General features: G+C 39.7%; 20 protein-coding genes. 5 read left to right on the forward strand and 15 right to left on the reverse strand.

Translation table 11 applies throughout. The features are described 5' to 3' along the window. Positions 1-44 precede the first annotated feature (44 nt). Both E2P86_RS11490 and E2P86_RS11495 read right to left on the reverse strand, forming a co-directional pair. Positions 45-611, reverse strand: a complete 567-nt coding sequence (locus tag E2P86_RS11490) for an RNA polymerase sigma-70 factor (protein ID WP_166785197.1) — start codon at positions 609-611, stop codon at positions 45-47. Between the two features lie 191 nt (positions 612-802). Continuing rightward, positions 803-1264 (reverse strand): Lrp/AsnC family transcriptional regulator, encoded by a 462-nt coding sequence (locus E2P86_RS11495; protein ID WP_085471468.1) that lies wholly within the window; start codon positions 1262-1264, stop codon positions 803-805. Between the two features lie 124 nt (positions 1265-1388). On the opposite strand from E2P86_RS11495, the gene rocD reads away from it, so the two are divergent. Then, positions 1389-2645 carry an ornithine--oxo-acid transaminase gene (gene rocD, locus E2P86_RS11500; protein WP_134433137.1) on the forward strand — a complete coding sequence of 419 codons (1257 nt, stop codon included), beginning with the start codon at positions 1389-1391 and terminating at the stop codon, positions 2643-2645. A 6-nt stretch (positions 2646-2651) separates the two neighbouring features. Beyond that, positions 2652-3593, forward strand: coding sequence for an arginase (locus E2P86_RS11505; protein WP_134433139.1), 942 nt, complete (start codon positions 2652-2654; stop codon positions 3591-3593). Positions 3594-3645: 52 nt separating this feature from the next. Here the strand turns inward: E2P86_RS11505 and E2P86_RS18215 are convergent, their stop codons facing one another. The 5 genes from E2P86_RS18215 to E2P86_RS11525 all read right to left on the reverse strand — a co-directional run bounded on the left by E2P86_RS18215 (position 3646) and on the right by E2P86_RS11525 (position 9553). Next, positions 3646-3816, reverse strand: a complete 171-nt coding sequence (locus tag E2P86_RS18215) for a hypothetical protein (protein WP_159451794.1) — start codon at positions 3814-3816, stop codon at positions 3646-3648. A gap of 161 nt (positions 3817-3977) precedes the next feature. Continuing rightward, positions 3978-4880: a DUF3078 domain-containing protein gene (locus E2P86_RS11510; RefSeq protein ID WP_085471465.1), complete on the reverse strand. Its 903-nt coding sequence runs from the start codon at positions 4878-4880 to the stop codon at positions 3978-3980. Between the two features lie 211 nt (positions 4881-5091). Next, on the reverse strand, positions 5092-5439 hold the full coding sequence (locus tag E2P86_RS11515; RefSeq protein WP_134433141.1) for a hypothetical protein: 348 nt from the start codon (positions 5437-5439) through the stop codon (positions 5092-5094). A gap of 7 nt (positions 5440-5446) precedes the next feature. Further along, positions 5447-8272, reverse strand: a complete 2826-nt coding sequence (locus E2P86_RS11520) for a collagen-like domain-containing protein (RefSeq protein ID WP_134433143.1) — start codon at positions 8270-8272, stop codon at positions 5447-5449. Between the two features lie 18 nt (positions 8273-8290). After that, the gene (locus tag E2P86_RS11525) at positions 8291-9553 is read right to left on the reverse strand and encodes a gliding motility-associated C-terminal domain-containing protein (RefSeq protein WP_134433145.1); all 1263 of its coding nucleotides are present in this window, start codon (positions 9551-9553) and stop codon (positions 8291-8293) included. Between the two features lie 394 nt (positions 9554-9947). Here E2P86_RS11525 and E2P86_RS11530 point away from each other — a divergent pair, with 394 nt between their 5' ends. Continuing rightward, positions 9948-10436 (forward strand): DUF4822 domain-containing protein, encoded by a 489-nt coding sequence (locus tag E2P86_RS11530; RefSeq protein WP_134433147.1) that lies wholly within the window; start codon positions 9948-9950, stop codon positions 10434-10436. 79 nt (positions 10437-10515) lie between these two features. Here E2P86_RS11530 and E2P86_RS11535 read toward each other — a convergent pair whose 3' ends face one another. Continuing rightward, positions 10516-11046, reverse strand: coding sequence for an NAD(P)H-dependent oxidoreductase (locus E2P86_RS11535; RefSeq protein WP_134433149.1), 531 nt, complete (start codon positions 11044-11046; stop codon positions 10516-10518). Between the two features lie 95 nt (positions 11047-11141). Here E2P86_RS11535 and E2P86_RS11540 point away from each other — a divergent pair, with 95 nt between their 5' ends. Next, positions 11142-11513 (forward strand): winged helix-turn-helix transcriptional regulator, encoded by a 372-nt coding sequence (locus E2P86_RS11540; RefSeq protein ID WP_085471460.1) that lies wholly within the window; start codon positions 11142-11144, stop codon positions 11511-11513. Positions 11514-11652: 139 nt separating this feature from the next. Further along, entirely contained in the window at positions 11653-12498 is an 846-nt protein-coding gene (locus E2P86_RS11545; protein ID WP_134433151.1) for a hypothetical protein, read from the forward strand. A gap of 110 nt (positions 12499-12608) precedes the next feature. Here E2P86_RS11545 and E2P86_RS11550 read toward each other — a convergent pair whose 3' ends face one another. From E2P86_RS11550 to E2P86_RS11580, 7 genes are all read right to left on the reverse strand, one after another. Beyond that, positions 12609-13160 carry a GNAT family N-acetyltransferase gene (locus E2P86_RS11550; RefSeq protein WP_134433153.1) on the reverse strand — a complete coding sequence of 184 codons (552 nt, stop codon included), beginning with the start codon at positions 13158-13160 and terminating at the stop codon, positions 12609-12611. Positions 13161-13670: 510 nt separating this feature from the next. After that, complete coding sequence (locus E2P86_RS11555; protein ID WP_134433155.1) at positions 13671-15020, reverse strand: ATP-binding protein; 1350 nt, start codon at positions 15018-15020, stop codon at positions 13671-13673. 118 nt (positions 15021-15138) lie between these two features. Beyond that, positions 15139-16053, reverse strand: a complete 915-nt coding sequence (locus tag E2P86_RS11560) for a helix-turn-helix transcriptional regulator (protein WP_240775498.1) — start codon at positions 16051-16053, stop codon at positions 15139-15141. Between the two features lie 365 nt (positions 16054-16418). Beyond that, on the reverse strand, positions 16419-17243 hold the full coding sequence (locus tag E2P86_RS11565; protein ID WP_134433159.1) for a DUF4595 domain-containing protein: 825 nt from the start codon (positions 17241-17243) through the stop codon (positions 16419-16421). Positions 17244-17253: 10 nt separating this feature from the next. After that, complete coding sequence (locus E2P86_RS11570) at positions 17254-18021, reverse strand: MbnP family protein (protein WP_134433161.1); 768 nt, start codon at positions 18019-18021, stop codon at positions 17254-17256. Positions 18022-18049: 28 nt separating this feature from the next. Then, a complete protein-coding gene (locus tag E2P86_RS11575; protein WP_134433163.1) occupies positions 18050-18775 on the reverse strand; it encodes a superoxide dismutase in 726 nt (241 codons plus the stop codon). 19 nt (positions 18776-18794) lie between these two features. Then, complete coding sequence (locus tag E2P86_RS11580; protein ID WP_134433165.1) at positions 18795-19283, reverse strand: c-type cytochrome; 489 nt, start codon at positions 19281-19283, stop codon at positions 18795-18797. Positions 19284-19292 lie beyond the last annotated feature (9 nt).

Raw genomic sequence — 19292 nt, forward strand, 5'->3', positions numbered from 1 at the left:
TACGTATCGTTTCTATAGATAAGTAAACGAACAAGCTATTACCCCTAAAAAGAATTTAAGAAAAAATATATAAAAAGCACCACATAGTCTTTTAGGTGCCGACGTAAGGTTTTTATCGATTGGGTGATATGGTATTCGACCGCTTTTTCACTTATTTGAAAATCCTGGGCTATCTCTTTATTCGTGCGACTTTCAAAGCGGCTTAACTTGAAAATATCTTGCGTCTTTTGTGGTAAAGAAGCAATCCCTGCTTCAATGCAGGCATTTAGCTCTTTTAAATTATATGTCGTTTCAATCGATGGGTTAGGATTCCCATGAAGTTGTTCATGCTGCTTGTATCGCTCTTGAACCAGTTGATTTTTAATATAATTAATTACAGCATAGCGTACAGACATTCCTAAATAAGAACGCAGATTACTGATTTCTTTTCGATGTCTGTTTTCCCATAGGTCGATGAATATATTCTGCACGACTTCTTCTGCAACAACAGTCTTACCTGTCTTCTGCAAAGCTATAGCAAACATAAAGGACCAATACCGATCATAAATCGCCTTAAAAGCATGCTCATCATCATGCTTTATCTTTTCGAGAAGCGTTTCATCAAATTGCATAGGTATTGGCATCAAATTGAACCAAATTAAAGAAACAAGTTGAATTTACCAAAAGAAGGAACAAGATTAAGTGCAGCAGCGGTACACACAAAGGTCAACTCATCCATAGCCTGTATATATAGTATCCTACAAAAAAAGGAAAATAGCATTAAGAAATTGCTAAGAAGGTTTTAAATTTACATGTTACACGGCTACAAAATGATATTTCTTTTGAAAGCGCATCCCAGTTCAATAATAGAATCTGTTTTCGCAATCCCAGGAATCGTATCTATTTTCTCATACAAGACCTGGCGCATATGTTCATGATTTTTAGCAACCAGCTTTATATATAAGGTATAGTTACCGGTAATAAAATAGCATTCTGTTACTTCAGGAATCTTTTTCAGCTCTTCGATGACCCGTTGCGAATCCCCATCCTTTTCTAAAGTAATACCCGTAAATGCCCCCCAGTCATAGCCTAAAGCCTTCTCATTGAGAACAGGTCGCACCCCCAGCAGTAGCCCTTGGTCCAACAAACGCGTAACACGCTGGTGTACCATGGTATTCGAAACCTCCAACTCCGTTGCGATCGCAGAAAATGCTATTCGTCCATCCCGTTCAAGGATTTTCAAAATCCTGACATCAAAATCGTCCAATCTATTTAATGTATCCATCTAATATTTGTAAAAAAGTCAAATTAAACCCAAAACAACTAAAAAAAAGTTAATTTTCATCACAAATAGAGACCCAAGAATAAAATAACCTATTTTTGTATAACAAAACATAGATCTAAAAAACATGAACACAAAAGATAAGTCATACAGCACCGAAGAATACATAGCGCGCGAAGCGCAATATGGAGCACATAACTACCATCCCCTTCCCGTTGTTTTAGAACGTGGCGCGGGTGTTTATTTATGGGATGTGGAAGGCAAAAAATATTTTGATTTTCTATCGGCCTATTCGGCCGTTAACCAGGGCCACTGCCATCCTCGTATCATCGATGCGTTAAAAAAGCAGGCCGAAAAACTAACATTGACTTCTCGTGCATTTTACAATAATAAACTAGGCGAGCTTGAATCATTCTTATGTGACCTATTCGGTTTTGATAAGGCGCTGGTAATGAATTCTGGTGTGGAAGCCGTAGAAACCGCCATGAAGCTTTGTCGTAAGTGGGGTTATGAGGTAAAAGGGATTCCCTCCAATACAGCCAAAATTGTTTTTGCCAAAGATAATTTCCACGGTCGTACGCTATCCGTTATCTCCGCCTCAAACGACAGCACAGCTACCACGAATTTTGGGCCCTTCTTGGAAGGGATTATCCTGGTACCATACAACGACCTTGAAGCACTGGAAACATTGTTTGCAGCAGACAGTAGTATTGCCGGCTTTATTGTTGAACCTATCCAAGGTGAGGCAGGTATCATTGTACCAAGCCAAGAATACTTAAGTAAAGTACGCGCATTGTGCACCAAATACAATGTCCTATTCATTGCCGACGAAATCCAGACGGGTATTGGTCGTACCGGGAGTATGTTAGCTTCTTACGAAATCAACGACACGGCCTCCAAGAGTAAACCAGACGTATTAATCCTAGGGAAAGCTGTCTCTGGTGGCGTTATGCCTGTTTCAGTTGTTCTAGCCAACGATGATGTAATGCTTACTATTCGTCCGGGAGAACATGGATCTACCTATGGTGGAAATCCTTTGGGTTGCGCCGTTGCTTTGGAAGCGATGAAAACATTGATCGATGAAAAACTAGCGGACAATGCTAAAGAGATGGGCGATCTTTTCCGTGCAGGACTCGAAGATATTGCGACACGCTGTAAACTGATTCGCTCGGTGCGTGGTAAAGGTCTTTTAACAGCCATTGTTATTGACGCCGAAGAAGATGATGATCTGGCTTGGAATATCTGTGTGACATTTATGAAAAATGGTCTTTTGGCGAAGCCTACCCACGGGAACAAGATTCGCTTGGCGCCACCTTTGGTTATCACCAAAGAAGAGATTGCGCAAAGCTTGGCGATTATTGAAAAATCACTACGTACATTCTAAAATCTTATGAAAAGGTCTATCGAACTCATTAAAAACAGATCAGATATTGGCGCAGGGACACGAGGAGCAGACCTTGGAATCGATGCCATGGAGATAGCGGCCATTAATAAAGGGAGTTTATTTTTTAAACAGTTCCCGCATGTTGATGTCCCGACACGGAATGAAACAGTATATGAGAATAATCCCTCTCCCTATGCAAAACATATCAAAGAGATCTATCAACAGTGTAAGCACCTGTCCTTTGCTGTAGAGACCAGCCTCTCCAAAGGTAGTTTCCCCGTGGTTTTCTCTGGAGATCACTCCTCCGGTATCGGAACGGTTTCCGGTATCTCGGCTGCTTTTCCTGAAAAAGTAATCGGTATTATCTGGATCGATGCGCATGCGGATATACATTCGCCCTATACGACTCCTTCTGGAAACATGCATGGTATGCCTTTGGCCGCTGTTTTGGGTTTAGACAACCTCCAGGATCGCATAAATGATGTTGACCCAGAGACACAAAAATATTGGGAAAAATTAAAAGCCTTAGGCAAGAGCGAATCAAAGCTTGATCCCGGTCACCTGATATACTTTGGTGTCCGCGATACCGAAATACCAGAAGATAACCTGATTGCTGATTTAGGCATAAAAAATTTTAAGGTCGATGAAGTCCGCCAACGTGGCATCCAAGCATGCATCGACGAAAGTTTTTCCCGGTTGAAAGATTGCGATTTCATCTATGTATCTTTTGACGTAGATAGTATGGACAGCGATTTAGTCTCTGAAGGCACGGGGACACCGGTGCCAAAAGGTTTTGAGCCAACAGAAATTATTCAGTTACTAGATGGGTTCCTGATCAATGAGAAAGTTTTATGCTTAGAAATCGTGGAGGTAAACCCACTGTTGGATAAGCAAGGAAATAAAATGGCTGAAATTGCATTTGACATCGTAGAAAAGACAATTGTTTAGTCATTTTCTCTACAAATAAAAGAATGCATACTTTTACTATGTATGCATTCTTTTATACTTCATCAATATACAAGCTTTTAAACAATGTTCGCTCAATCCAGCACCACTCTTGGTATTCGGATTCATCCCAGTTCTTTCTGATTTTCAGTAAAAGAAAATAATAACGTTCCAGCAATAAATTTCTGCTGAAAGTCGTGTCTTCAAAACTAGACTCTAATTCCATATGATCTAAAATATAAAAGTGACCCCCAGAAACACTACGGTAAAGAAAAGGAACTTATTTCGAATGATACAACACTTTATGTGTGAAGCTTCAAAAAACAACTTTGAAGCGTCCGAATGTAACACCAAACCGTTCCGTTCATTTTCAAATCACTTCATATGTTAGAACTTATATGTCAGTCCGGCACCAAAGATCTGTCTTACCTGCAAACCTTTTCCAATGTGGCCATCCGATTTTGGCACATCAACATCATCATCATAAATAAGCTGTACACCCGCATTGACCGACACATAGCTATTCACTTTCATAAATAGATTAGCAGTATAATCGACATCTACATTTTTGGGGTTATCCAAATAATTAGAGTATAGCTTCAATATGTTTTCAAAAGATACATTTTCCATGAGCTTCACTTTGTAATAGGCATCCAAAGAGGCACCAAACTCGGCACGTGCAAATTTATCTTCATCTACGCCATATCGACTTCGAAGCATCTTATCCTCCACCATAACAAACCGGGCGGCGACGGGCGAAATATTTACGCGAAAATCATCTGATTTCTTATAAGCTACCCCTGGACCAAAGGTTAGGTAAGCTGGTGCGAAAAAGCGCGAAATCGCCTTTCCATCATTGCCTAAGGTATTATCCGATTTATAATCATATCCGTTCGTGAATTGTGTGTTAAAGTTCATATAGAACGTATACAACCAGTATTCGCTCGCCTTAAGTCCCAACAAACTATTTAGTATCAATCGGTCGTCATTCTTACGCCATTTGGTTGCGTCTTGAAATGTTCTTCCATACGCCAATATCACTTTATTATCCCAACTCCAGCGGTCCTTTTTGTAGTTGAAATCATAGTTTACGCCTAAATTACCTGCAAATGAGTTAATACCTCCGGCAGACCAGTTAGAAAAGGCACTTTGATTAATTAAGAAAGTATTTTCCCCCTTAATCGTCCATTTCTTCGTTTCCGCAGGTTCCTTTTCTGCCGCTTTATCCTGCGCATTCGTTTGGAGTCCACCGACTAATAATAATCCAAAAAAAAGTGTCTTAAATCGCATAAATTAAGTAATTAAAAAGTAGACAATTAGTTTAGTATGAACGGAAAACCGCATATATTATTAAACAATAAAAATATAATCTTGTTTAGCGTAATTCAAAGTTTATTTCATACGGGTTTATTTTCTTTTACGGCCCGGACCTCCGCTCATAAAAAATCCTCACCAAAAATGATGAGGACCTTACACAATGCTAAAAAGCTTCGAAAATATGCTACTTTTTAGGTTCTACGCCTTGGTCACTAATTTTAGGTGCCACTGCGGGCGAAGGTGCCTTTTTCGCAGCGTTTTCTAAGACCGCACGGCTAGAGACCAAATCACTTGCTGAGCCTTTGCTTTCGGCAGGATTTACTTTTCCTGTACCTGTATTTTTGATTGTCCCTTGTGGGGTTGAAAATGCTTGTTTAGGAGCAGCACTCTCCTGCTTAAAAGGAAGCTTATTCTTTCCTCCCGAAGTCACAATCTGTTCCCACCTTGCCTGCTCCGATTGTGACTGCGCCTGTACACTTCCTGCTATCGCGACGAAAAACAATATCGCCAAACCTATTTTAATATTCTTCATCACTCGTCTATTTAACGTTTACCAATACTTTTATCTTCTCCACTTTGGAACCCTTATAGGGTTGCAAAGCCTTCCCAATCACCTGACCGACTTTTACCTTATCCACATCCGCTTTCATCGCAACCCCTGGAATAGAAGAAGTCACCAAAAGGTCACCCCGCTCAATTGCTCCTCCTTCCAGACACACCTTCGTTGGAATCACCCCAACCACACCCATCGGTACTTTATCTGATATATCCGTGTCCATACTCTCCTCCGTCAACAAAACCCCAGGTTTAGTAGCATAGACCCCCACCACCAGCGTAGAATACGGAGAGGCAGATTTTTCTACGGTTCGATCTTCATCCTTGGAGATCACCAATACATCGCCCGCCTCGTAGGTGGACAAACCACCTATCACGTCAAAAGCTTCTGCAATATCGGCACCACTGTTTTGGGTTCCGCCATTAAAGAATGCCCTCCCACTTTTATTAATCCGTGCGACATTGGCACCACCACTTTGAAATACAACTAAATTACCTTCCGAACCTGTATGGTTCACCAATAAGGTTGCGCCTTTTCCCTCGGATTCAATATCAACCGTAGCTTGCGTATTGGATTCATTAAAATTGGCAAATTTTGCCGCCTTTCCAAGGCCAAAAGAAGGAACCCAACCGTAAACCGCTGTTCCAGTTCCTTGTGTGCTAGCTTCAATAGCATTTCCATTTTTCGCAGCATTGGTCGTTATGGCGTTACCATTACCATCAGCCTTCACCACTAAGGCGGTCCCATTACCGTTTACATTTGCCGCATGAAACAATCCGGCATAGCCACCCGTTCCCGAAGACTTTCCAAACACTGCGGCAGCACCGAAATTGCCAAAAATGGTGTTCACCTCAGCCCGAACGGCAGCAGCTACACTATTCGTATTATCGACGATGAAGGAAGCTGCATTTCCCTTGCTGTTATCCGGAATATTACCATTTCCATTTGTTACCACTTCTAGGGTATTGGCATCTATATTTTGAGTGTTATAGTTTTCAAAGCGTCCAGCGCGACCGGTACTATTGTTGAGTCCCACTTGTCCGAACACGCCTATCGCTTTTCCTGAAGAATTGGTTGAAATAAATCCGCGAACGCCATAACCACCACCATCATTTCGCCCCACCACGGCACCCGCAATATCGCTGGTTGTTAATCCCACTACGGCTTCTCCTCCTCCACTGTTTTGCCCAAGAATTCCTGCCGAAGTCTGTGCTGTTGTAATTCCTTTGATTGAAATTCCACCATTTGTATTCGCTAAAACCCCACCACCAGTACCCGTTGTTTGAACATTAATTACCGTTCCGTTCCCAACAGTACTCGCATCCAATACATTACTGTTATTCGAATTATTAAAAATACTTATATTAGCCGCCCGGCCATTATTGCTCGTTGCCGTTAAGCCTACCCCTGAGGTACTATTTGCATAGACACCAGTTCCATTCGCAGTAGCATTACCATAAACCCCCAATCCATTGGGCGTAACCCCATATAGGCCCCAACCAGAACCAGCATGGCTTCCCCAAACACCGATACCTAGGCCACCCGTGCCGTCATTCATTCCGCGTACACCCGTAGAAAATCCGCCTGCCGAAGTACTTTCAATACGTCCTTGAACAGCGGATACACTAGAGCTTGTGCTTGTTATCGTGCCAGAAACGGCTGTTCCATCGCCAGCATTGCGAAGGGAAAACAATTTATCTCCACTATTTTCGTCTGCCGTATACGGTAACGTGAATCCGCCTGATGACGCAGGACTAGGTACCCATTGCGTTCCATCAAAACGAAGGATATTATTCGTTGCAGGAGTAGCACTACTCATTGGGACACCTTGTAATTTAACAACTTTCGGATCGGGATAGGCACCTGTTAAGTCGCCTCCCGCAGTCACACCATTAATACTCGCATCCGATCCAGCAGGCCCGGCAGGTCCCTGCGGACCAACGACACCTTGCAATCCCGTATCCCCTTTCTCTCCTTTAGCGCCAGTAATTCCTTGCGGACCAACTGCACCTTGTAATCCCGTATCTCCCTTCTCTCCTTTAGCGCCAGTAATTCCTTGCGGACCAACTGCACCTTGTAATCCCGTATCTCCCTTCTCTCCTTTAGCGCCAGTAATTCCTTGCGGACCAACTGCACCTTGTAATCCGGTATCTCCCTTTTCTCCTTTAGCGCCAGTAATTCCTTGTGGACCAACTGCACCTTGTAATCCCGTATCTCCCTTCTCTCCTTTAGCGCCAGTAATTCCTTGCGGACCAACTGCACCTTGTAACCCTGTATCTCCCTTTTCTCCTTTAGCGCCAGCAACTCCTTGTGGACCAACTGCACCTTGTAATCCGGCATCTCCCTTTTCTCCTTTAGCGCCAGTAATTCCTTGTAACCCCGGATCTCCCTTCTCTCCTTTCGCCCCAGCAATACCAGGTGTTCCAGCAGGACCTACACTTCCTTTTAAGGATGCAATAAAATCAGAAACAGTGCCTTTGTTTCCTGTCTGTAACCAAAGATCATAGGCCGAAGAATTGGCTACCCATTTCTGACCATCGTTATAATAAATCCCAACTTGGACATCACCAACAGCTTTTGTATTAAACACCATAATCCCGGCCTCGTGCGCTGTCAACGGGTATGGATTCGCGGTAGCCTTCAGCTCTACACGTGCATGTAGCAAGCCTCGCTTCGTACTGTTTAGCTCCAAAATAGCGTTCTTACTTGGCAATGCATTTGTTCCACTATCATCTGAAACCTTTGACTGTGCCATCACACTTCCCTGTGCCAATAAGAAACCAATGAAAATACTGTATTTATGTTTCATACTTACTTGTTCAAAATTCTATTTTGTTAATAATACCCATCCTTTGAATACCGTCTTGCTACCTCCTTCATGCGCGGTAATAACATAAAAATAAGTGCCGGCAAGCTGTCCGATTCCAGCCCAACTGTTATCGTATCGCGTATGATGATAAAGCTGATTCCCCCATCGGTTAAATATCTGAACTTCCACATGGTCAAAAGCTTCGATTCCTATTAAGACAAATTGATCGTTAATGCCATCTCCATTCGGAGAAAAGGTATTCGGAATAAAAAAGTCTTTTGTTGAGGTACTAGCTTTTGTAAGCCACGCACTATTGTCTTCTTTATTTGCGGCCAGTGCAAGAGGCCCAATCTGGTGCAGGCCAAGGCTAATTCTCTTTGTCAAAAGTTTATCTAGATTTTCAGTCCCATTAAATTGATAAATGAACGCCTTTTCATCTATATATTTTTCATTATTAACGTCAGCAGGTTGCTCCAACGTTATCACGGCACTTAGCAGCTCCGGGCTATAGATATTCCAATCTAGGTTTATGCCGAATCGGGTATCTTTGGGACGTACAGGGCTACTGAATCTATCGGACGCGCGTACATACACCGTTCCTTCAGTAGTGACAGCGCTGATTGTAACAGGCGCATAATGAAGATCCCCACTCGCCACAGGATAAGTAAACGTTGCACCGGGCGAAAGGAGCTTCAATACATGCCCCCTATCTGTATCCGTAATCAACCGCCGTTGACCGCTATAGTTATTAATCACGGCGTTTCGCGCCAACCCTAGGTTGTAACCATTTAACCGAACATCTGCACCATTCTTCGCCAGGTGTAGCTCTGATCCTATATTTAGCCGTGCCGCATCGGAACCTGCCGGATTCTGGATGCTATATCCAGGATCGTTGATATCTTCCAATACAATCCCCGTGCTGTTGTGGTGCTCTACAAGTACTTGAATAAAATTACTGTTGTTGCCGTCGACTATGGTTGCCTTCTTTTTGGAATTCGGGAAATACGGACTGTCACCTGGGTTATAGATGATCAACCGACCCGACCCTTTTATTGCAGCATTTGGAGCTATCCATATTTTCTGCGACCAGATCTCTACAGTGCCATCGATTATCCAGTCGGCTTCTGGTCCAAAGTAAATAGTTTCAGAAAATAGTTGGTGTATATTTCCTTGTCCAATCTGTACACTTGAATTCTCCATTAAAACACCTCCCGGCATTTCTTGTCCCGATGAAGAACAAATGCTCAAAACGAATAAAAAGAAAAGTAATATCTTTTGCATAGTAAATTCTACCAACACGATTTCTAAACGTTGAATTTAAGTAACCCTAAAAGGGCTATCGTCGAATATGATTTAGTCGTAAAAGTAAGAACAGCACTGTCCCCCAACAAACTTTATAGGGGGACAAAAGGGGGACACACGCTCTAAATGCTGTTATCGCATATAAAAATTACATAAAAGGATGTTATAAAGTCGATTTTTCACTTTAAGGCTTACGATACTTTTAATTTCAACTATGGCTATTGAATAAAAAACTTATAGACACTAGTATATATTATTAATCAACCAAGAGGATAGCCACCAATAGATCTGTTATAAAATTTACAAGTTTCAGCATAAAAACCACAATAGCGTTCCCCTTGCTTCCATGATATTTGTATAAAAATATACAACGATGAAACACCTAAAAAAAATGACTTTCGGCCTTTTGGTCGCCTTGATTGGTATCACACTTTTCAGCTGTGATAAAGACGACCATGTTGTTGAAGACAAATTGACTCCAAGTGAGATCCTAGCCCATACGCCTTGGGTTACTTCCAATGCGAAAAACAACAAAGGCGAGAATGTTGCATTGAGCGATGCGAATGTATCCAATTTCGTGGGTTATGCGTACTTCAAAACCAACGGAACATTCACCATGTTCAACTTGGACGATTCACCTAAGATGCAAGGAGATTGGTCGGTACCTCTTGATGGTAAGACGCGCACTATTGTTGCCAAAAATGACGCTGGTATGGTCTTGTTTACGCGTGTGGTGGATATTACTGTTTTAACAAAACAGGAGTTTACGTATCGAATTTATCCAAACAATAACGATAAAACGGTGTTCTTCGATATTATTCATACACCGACCGACCACAAAGAGCCTTCGGCTAAAAAATAGTAGCCTCAGATACTCGGGCAAATGGTGGTCATACCACTTGCTCGAGTGTTATTTTGAGAACTCGTTCTGGTGAGTTCCCCTATAAACCATCTATATATTGAGTAAAAGGTTGAATACTTCTTTCAATCCATTCCTCCGTTGAATTGACTTCAATATCATAGTAAGCAAAGAAAGAACCATACGTGGCTTTTATGTAAAGGATGGTTACTTCAAAAGGTCTTAAAAGCTCTTCGATGGTATACTTGTACTGTCCATTGGGGCCATATTCTGCTTCACTAATCCCCACAGAAACCGCAAACCCAATGGTTTTATTGGAGAGCTTATATCCACTTTTGCTTCCATAGGCCCACCCATAGGTTAAAACTTCGTCTACATACTTTTTTAAGAACGGAGGGCAGTTAAACCAATAAAGAGGGAATTGAAATACGATTTTATCGAATTCCTCCATGATTTGTTGTTCAGCTCGTACATCTATTTTCTCATCAGGGTATAGTGCATGCAGATCCCGAACGACATACTTGTCTGGAAATTTTTCCAATTCTTGTTTCCACCTTTTATTAATCACAGATTGATCCATATTTGGATGAAAAATTAATACCAATGTTTTCATTTTATACTATTTTAAAACTTCTAGGTAAAATTACATCTTATACTTACGATTTAGTATATTTATGCTAATTGTAAGGTACTATCAAAAATGTAAGTATGGGAAAGATTAAAGAAACATCTACACACTTTTCGAATAAAGAAGCCCTGGAGAATGACTGTCATGAGGTATATGCTTCTAATATTATCGGTGGTCAATGGTCTATAGCCATTTGCTGTTACCTCATTGCTGGAAAGCATAGGTTTGGTGAGCTGAAGAAACGTTTGCCGAATATAACCGAAAGAATGCTGACCTTACAGCTGCGAAAGTTGGAGGAAAATAAAATTGTTAAGCGAACGGTTTATGCGCAAGTTCCGCCAAAGGTAGAATATGAGCTTACGGAAATCGGGCTTGAGTTGGGACCAATAATCAAAGAGCTGGGTAAATGGGGTGAAAAGCATAAAGTTGTATGTGATTCAACAACTACGTGATCTAAAGGAATATATAACGATTTCTTTAAATCAAATATGTCCATCACGAGGTTTAACTTTAAAAATTTATTAACTTGCAGTTACGCTAACCAAAAATCCATTTTCCAGCCTAATAATCGAGAGGACACCACTTACTTTTATGAACCATCTTAGATACTTTCCTTTTTTTATAGCTTTTGTCTTATTCTCATCAGTTTCATCTGGACAAACTGAAACCGATTTCTATAAAAACAAACAGTTACATGACACCTTCCATGAAATATTTCAATCGTATGAAGCCTTGGATTCTATTAGGATGAGAGTTAATAATAATAAAATAAAATCTATTACAATTTTTAAACAATTTGAGAAGGAATACACAGAAAAACATTATCTAAATAAATCAAAAAACTATTTACCCAATTTTTTGGGAGATATTTTTTTTCTAGAAAGAGAATATACAAAGATATACAAGCTATTCAATGATAAGCAAACACTAAAAGCTTTACTTAAAATTAGTAAAATGGAAAACTTCTATATCAATTTCTCTAGAGATAAATGTAATATTCATGAATCATCCCTTTTTTTAGGATATCCCAATGTTCGTGCTAATGAACCAAAATTAAAAGAATTAATTAAATGCTTAAATACGGCTTATGATAATAAAATTATCGCAACAGGAGATTCTGTTTTGATATTTCAAGACGTCATACAAAAAAATGGACTCCCCATGCGGAAGATGGAACTTCTTTACGGAAACAAAGATGAATTTTACTATTTCTTTTTGAATAATTACTATCAATTTCTTGATGAGATTAAGGCAAACTATTTTCGAAAAAATCTCATATTCTTTCCACATTTCCAAAATGGAGCCCGGAGCGGTCTTATCGATATTTTTGTAAAACTGGATAAAAAAGGTGCTGTTATAGTAGATGTATGTGGCCGAGGTAGAAACCTACAATTAAATGACTTTATAGAAGATCCTTATGATAAATTATTTTTTTAATGACTATTTTTCCATTGAAACGAGCCTTATCTCAAATATGGTCGATATTCATATTATAATAAAAACTACAGTAGAGAACTAATTGTAAAACAATTAACTTAGCTCAATCACTATTTTATATCATTTTTCGTTTTATACAGGACACATGTCCTAAGTCTGTTATTTTTAATCAATAAAGGATGTTCAAATTCATATTGCTTCACTAGCCCAATCTTTGTCATAATATGTTCAGACTTTCTATTAATTTTCGGTGCAATGGCATACACATTTTCGAGCTTCAGTTCATTCAAAGCATAGTCCAAACATCTTGCTGCTCCTTCTGAAGCAAACCCGTTGTTCCATTCCCTGCTTTTTATTCTCCACCCAATGTCAACACAAGGTGTAAAATCAGCCTCATACGTTTGCTCAGAAAGTCCGATAAAACCAATAAACGCTTCATTATCTAGCCTCTCAACAGCAAAATAACAAAATCCTTTATCCCGAAATTGCTTTCTCATTCGCTCAATAAACTCTGTGGTCTGTTCTTTTGTCGGAATACAAGGAAAAAACTCCATAACTTTTTCGTCAGAATTTATCGCGTGCATTTCATCGATATCGGATAAATCCCAGTTTCGAAATCCCAGTCTTTCTGACGTAAATTCATATTTTTTCTTGCTATCCATTTTCTACAGTTTATTTGAATAAATGACGATTAACAATGAATTATTAAAAATAACATTTCCAACCTAACCCATAATTGTGGGTCTCTGTCCTAAAAACTTTATAAACATGTTTAAAACAAAAAAAATCCTCCTATTGCTAGGAGGATTTTCCAGTGCGCCCACCTGGGCTCGAACCAGGGACCAAAAGATTATGAGTCTGATGGTCATATATCTTGGAAATGGGGCAAAAACGCCATTTCTACTTTACAGAAGCAATATATAAATAAATTTTGAAACTGTAAAATCTTTTACCGTAACGTATTTGTAACGGTTTTTTTGTTGATTGGATTATGGTGTTACGGACTGTAACTAAGATAGGTTTTGTTAAGGCTGTGGGGGTTCGTTATTGAATTACTTTTTGAGCTTTTCGATAGACTTGCTTATTCTATCTACGAGCAGGTCAAATTCGGGTTGTCTGTTATAATATAGTGCGGTGGAAACTGTGCACAAAATATTTACTATCACTTTTCTCTAAGCATCTGACAAATTAGGTTCTCCCCTCCAATGTTTTGTTAGCACCATCGTTTCATTATGTGGCCTGTTTTCGTCCGGAATCGAACTAACTTCAATGATTACAGGCAATTGAGCTGAAATACCTGCCAAGATACAACTACCCCGCGGTAGAATAGGCAAAGAGTCGAATGAAACCTTATCTAAATAAGAAATTGTCTTCTCTACAGCTTCAATATCTTTATTGTTTATAAGCCGGTGAAGCATATAATTATGTAGCTGTGAAATAATTGTACCGGAAATATCAGATGGTCGCTGGCTGGCTATGGTGAGAAATACTCCAAATTTGCGACCTTCTTTTATAATCTCCTCGAACGTTTCTAACCGATAATCTTTCCAGCTTTCGCTCTCACGTTCAGAATTGTAGGAAAGGATGTTATGAGCTTCATCTATAATTATATTTAGATATTTATCGCGGTCAATTTTTGCCTTCTTTTGTTCATATATCTGCTTACAGATAACCATAGGCAGAATTTTTCTCATCTGTATATTTACGTCTTTCAAGGAAATAATTGATAAAATAGCATTATCATCTCTTTCATCAGTGACATCGACTACTTTTTCCAAATCGCTAATACGATCCTCCATCCCGATCAGTATTTCTTTTTGGCGGTGTAGATTGGGTTCGTCCTCAAGTAATTTGTTGCAGTAGTTTATCCAGTAATTAAAGAATGTAGGTGTATTGAAATCTAATTGACAGAGCAGGTCTTCCAATACTGACGTGTTTAGCGAGTCAGTAGCTTTTAGAGAATCCATAACAGCGATTGTATAGCTTACCTCGGCCCGAGAAATCCCCTTTTTCGAAATTAACATTTGTAGACCTCTAACCAACAGTGAACTTAACTCCCCATCAATATCCGTTATGATGATTTTACGTTGTAAAATATCTAACCGTTGTCTCAATAATAGCCGGACATTGACTATTGAATGCAAAGTTAGAGGAATATGGTAGAATACATCACAGTCAATTTTACCACAGTCTTCTAAAAGAGATTCAAGCTGTCCTAGAATTTTTAGATATCGTTGCCTAATATTTTGAGTTGTTTTGTTTTCACCACGATATCTAGCCGATTCAATCAAAAAGTCATATATCTTATCACTAGCGATCACCAATTGCACCAGTGCAGTTTTGGCCTGTTTTTGAGAAAAACCAAGTCTTTCGACAAAGTATGGTCTAAACATACTAATACCAGTTTCTAATCTATTTTCTACATCAGATTGGTTAGTCTTTTCTTCTAAATTTTCTATTAACCGTTTTGGGGTTAGATGATGCTCCAACGTGTATACCCACTCCATAGATTTGCTGTCCATAACATTCAATTATCAGGTGTGCAACCATGAATCTGTAAAATTGAGTAATACGGGAGTACTACAGCTAGTTGCCTATAGCGTATTTTACTACGCATTGATAGCGTAATGTATTAATAGGTTAAACATTACGATCATCATAGTCGTTCATTTTCTTCACGAGTTGAGACCGAGAATTAACGAGTGTTTTGTTGAAAATATTCTGTACATGCTTGCTGACCGTACGATCAGAAATAAAAAGTTTGTCTGCTATTTCCTTGTAACTCAACCTTTGGCATATCAGATGTACGATCTCTATTTCCCTGCTACTCAGTGCGAAGAACCTACTGTTACGCTCGATAGCTTCAAGATTGATTGGTACCAGCTCGAGTTCGGCGAGCAATTTTTGTTCGGCACGGCTGACGTTTAGTGTTCTATATAATAACAGCGCACTAATGGCAATAAACCCTGCATTGGTAAACAAGGTTTCTATTAGTTGTCCCCATTGAAAGTAAACCACCGGTGCAAAAAAGGCCCAGGGTATAATAGCGAAATATGCTGCCACTTCTTCAATGTAACGATTTCTATTCTTATTCTCACGATATGTGTACCAGATAGCCTTTCCAGTTGAAATCAATAGAATGAAGGAATAGCATGTTGGTATTATGTATCCGTACCTATGGGTAAAAGTCAAATCACCGTGACTGGAGTATCCAAAAACGAAAAATGCAAGATAGGGCAGCACTATGAATAACGGCACCCCGTAGATCGCGAGAAACCGTAGTTTTTTCAATCCAAATGCTCGGTAGAAATAGAATGGGAAGTAGGATACAATGGCAAAGCCAATTCCGTTAACAATAATATGTTGCACATGGATAGGAATAGGATATGTTTCATCAGGGAAAAGCCCGTTGGCGATATTGAAAATTAATAGGAGAACCAACAGAACAAGACACCACAATCTGGTATGTTCTCGTAACCGATTCAGGTATAATACGCTCTGTGCGCCAATAGCGACGAGTTCAATCACAATTGCCAATAGTGTGACAGGATGCATTTGTGTACAGCTTATCTGCATATCAAAAAGTATTTATTTTAAACGTATGACCTAAATAAGCACTGGCTTTACTGATGCTCACAGAGGTACTGGTATACTCGATATGCAAAACAGAAAAGCCCGCACTTAAGGCAGGCCTGCACATGTTTCCATTTATGTTTTTAAAGACGAACCGTTTTTATCAAACGGGAACGTGTGCATTAGTTTTAATATATTTAATTTTCAACGGATTGGAAGTGATCGCCTTCCTTGGGCTTTCAACATCCATTCATAGCAAGTTATTTCCAGTTTAACTAAGAATGTCGGAAACAGCTTGCTAAATTTTCTTTAATCTAAAATATTCGCTTATCCTTCAATATGAGACATTACAAGCATTTATAGTTGATATGATAAACCATCGAATCGATTGATTCAGCCGAATTCACCTCCTTCAGTTTACTTATATTGTTTTTGTCATCTGCTTCGTATGACAGCTCATATGTACCAATAGTCTTAATACGATTTTTTGGAAACTTACCAAAGTATCCGCCGGATGTTAGAACGGCCATTCCGACCGGATTAAATATTGGTGTAGGTGTTCTGTGTAATGAACTAATATGATAAATCGGGGTGGTGCTGTGGATTGGAAGATTAGAGAAATCCGTATTTGTATAATAGGTAAGCTTTATATCCTCATCATTCCCATTGAGTCCATCATGGATATTGACCAAGTTTCCGTCTTCATATGAAAACAAAACTTCTCTGTCTTCTTCTTTTATGCGAGACAAGTATCCTTTTTCATCATATACAAAATCCAATACTAGATAATCTTTGGCTTCGGTCTCCCAAGGCGCCATCCATACACGCCTAAGGTGAGTAATAAGACCGTTTTCATTTAATGAGTAGTAGTCGGTTACAGTGTTGGGAGCTTCTCCTGCATATTTCAGAATCACGCTGTCATCATAATATTCGAAAGAAATCTGATTGTTTCCCACTGGAGCCAATATAACGCGTCCTTGCGCATCATAACCGAACGGTGTTTGCGCTGGATTTCCAGATCGATCTCCCATATACCAATTGCTCGTGTAAAAATTCACACGGCACGGCAACTCGGGCTCCGATTCTAATAACGGGCTGTCGTCCGAACAGCTTGTAAACAGAAATGCTATCCCTAGAACGGTAAATATAAATGGTTTGATATTAAGCAACATCGTTGTATAATTATTTTAGCGTAAAAAATTTAGTGGAAAAATTATCTGATACTGCCTTCATCTCATCTTGTTGCTGCGCTCCGACAACAGGTGTCTGCCAAGTGTCGAAGGAACCGAGAAGGCTAAGTACATCACCTTTAAACTCAATTCTTGATGGTATTGCCCGGGCAAGATTAACGGGAGCTTTAAAATCGAGCTTCACTGTTCGATAACTATCGTTCAGTCCTGTTTCAATCTTAACGATCTTAGTTGTACCGCCCTCTGCCATACCTTTTAGTGAACTGAAGATATAGCTTGTGTGCCACATCCACGAGATATTTGTCATAGCTGTCATAGCGGACAGTTCACCTGAGGTTATACTGAGGTTGTCGTTAAGTTCACTATCGACACCGATACCGAACTCGATTGCGGTGTAGGTTTCAATAGGCAGGTTTTGTAAGTCTATCTGCTCCCGCTTTCTGGCAGGATAGGTATAAGCTCCATCCTGAATAGCAATGTCCTTAGTTTCCTCGATCAGGTAATAAGAGTTTGGGATTTCGATCCATTCACCATTCTGTTTTTGTAATCGAATATTGCTTACCCAATATCTAAAACTATTAAATGTATAGGTCTTGCCATCAATGTCGAAAGCCTTATCAAGCGCAAAATCCTCGTTGCCTAACACATTGTCAAATTCGATGGAAAGATTTCCACCTACTACTTCCACAAGTTCTGTGTCCTTAGAACAAGATGCCATCATTGTCAATAATGCGATAGAAAAAAAACTCTTTTTGATCATTTGTTTATTGTATTGTGTATAATTAATTTTATTTGGATGTACGATATAGATGTTCCACCTGCTCCCAGTTTACAATCTCCCACCATTTATCGACATAGTCGGCCCGCTTATTCTGATAGTTCAGATAATAAGCATGTTCCCACACATCGAGTCCCAAGATCGGAGTACCTTTGAATGACGACACATCCATTAAAGGATTGTCCTGATTGGGTGTCGAACCAATTTTTAATTGATTGCCGTCTTTTACCAGCCATGCCCATCCCGAGCCAAACTGGCCTAATGCGGCTTTAGAAAATTGTTCTTTAAACGAGTCGAAAGATCCAAAACTGCTTCTAATCGCTTGGTCAAGCTGTCCTGTTGGTACATTGTTGTCTGTTGGTTTACGGAGAATAGACCAGAACAGTTCGTGGTTAAATGCTCCTCCCGCATTATTGCGGAGCTTCGTAGAATAGTTGGATATACGGGAAAACAAATCCTTTACATGAGCTGCCGATACGTTTTCCGAAATAATGGCTTCGTTCGCACTGGTGATATATGTCCCGTAGTGACGCACATAGTGTATTTCCATAGTAGCCGTGTCGATGACAGGCTCCAGTTCATTATAGGAATAGTTCAGGCTTGCCTTCTCAAATTTGAATTTGCTAGTTACCTTCGATTCTAGCGTACTACCTGCAAATGTCTTATTGGTTAACAATAAACCGGTAGCCAGTGTTAAACTACCTCTAACAAAGTCTCTTCTATTTGTTGTTTTCATGATAAATGGATTTTAGTTTCTAATTCGTTCTTGCATCTTCCTGTCTTAAATATTCCAGTATAGACTTTGCTTCCTGTTCATTTAGGCCAACACTGACCATCGTACTTTCGAAGTCGTCTTTTATGGCAAGTGCATCCGGATCCTTATCAAACATTTCCTGTGTATTTAATAGCAGATTCAGTATCCATTCCGGTGTTCTTTTCTTCGTTACACCTTTCAAAGCTGGGCCAAGCTTGTTTTCGCTGTATTCATGACACATCGTACACTTCACGATGAAAAGTTTATTTCCTTCATCTGCAACAGTCTGGTCAAATTCAGGTTGTGTAAATGACGTTATAGGTCCGATCCCTTTGTTGCCTTCTTTAAGGTAATCGTGGACGAACATTTCTTTCGGTTGGTCTGCTTTAGTCTGCGGTGGAGCTGCTGAACTGTTTGTCTTCGGACTGTTGTTGCATGCAATAGCTGTAGCGAGAAGACCAACGGCTAATATTATATTTAATTTTTTCATATATCGATT

The organism is Sphingobacterium psychroaquaticum, from assembly GCF_004421025.1.
Lineage (GTDB): Bacteria > Bacteroidota > Bacteroidia > Sphingobacteriales > Sphingobacteriaceae > Sphingobacterium > Sphingobacterium psychroaquaticum.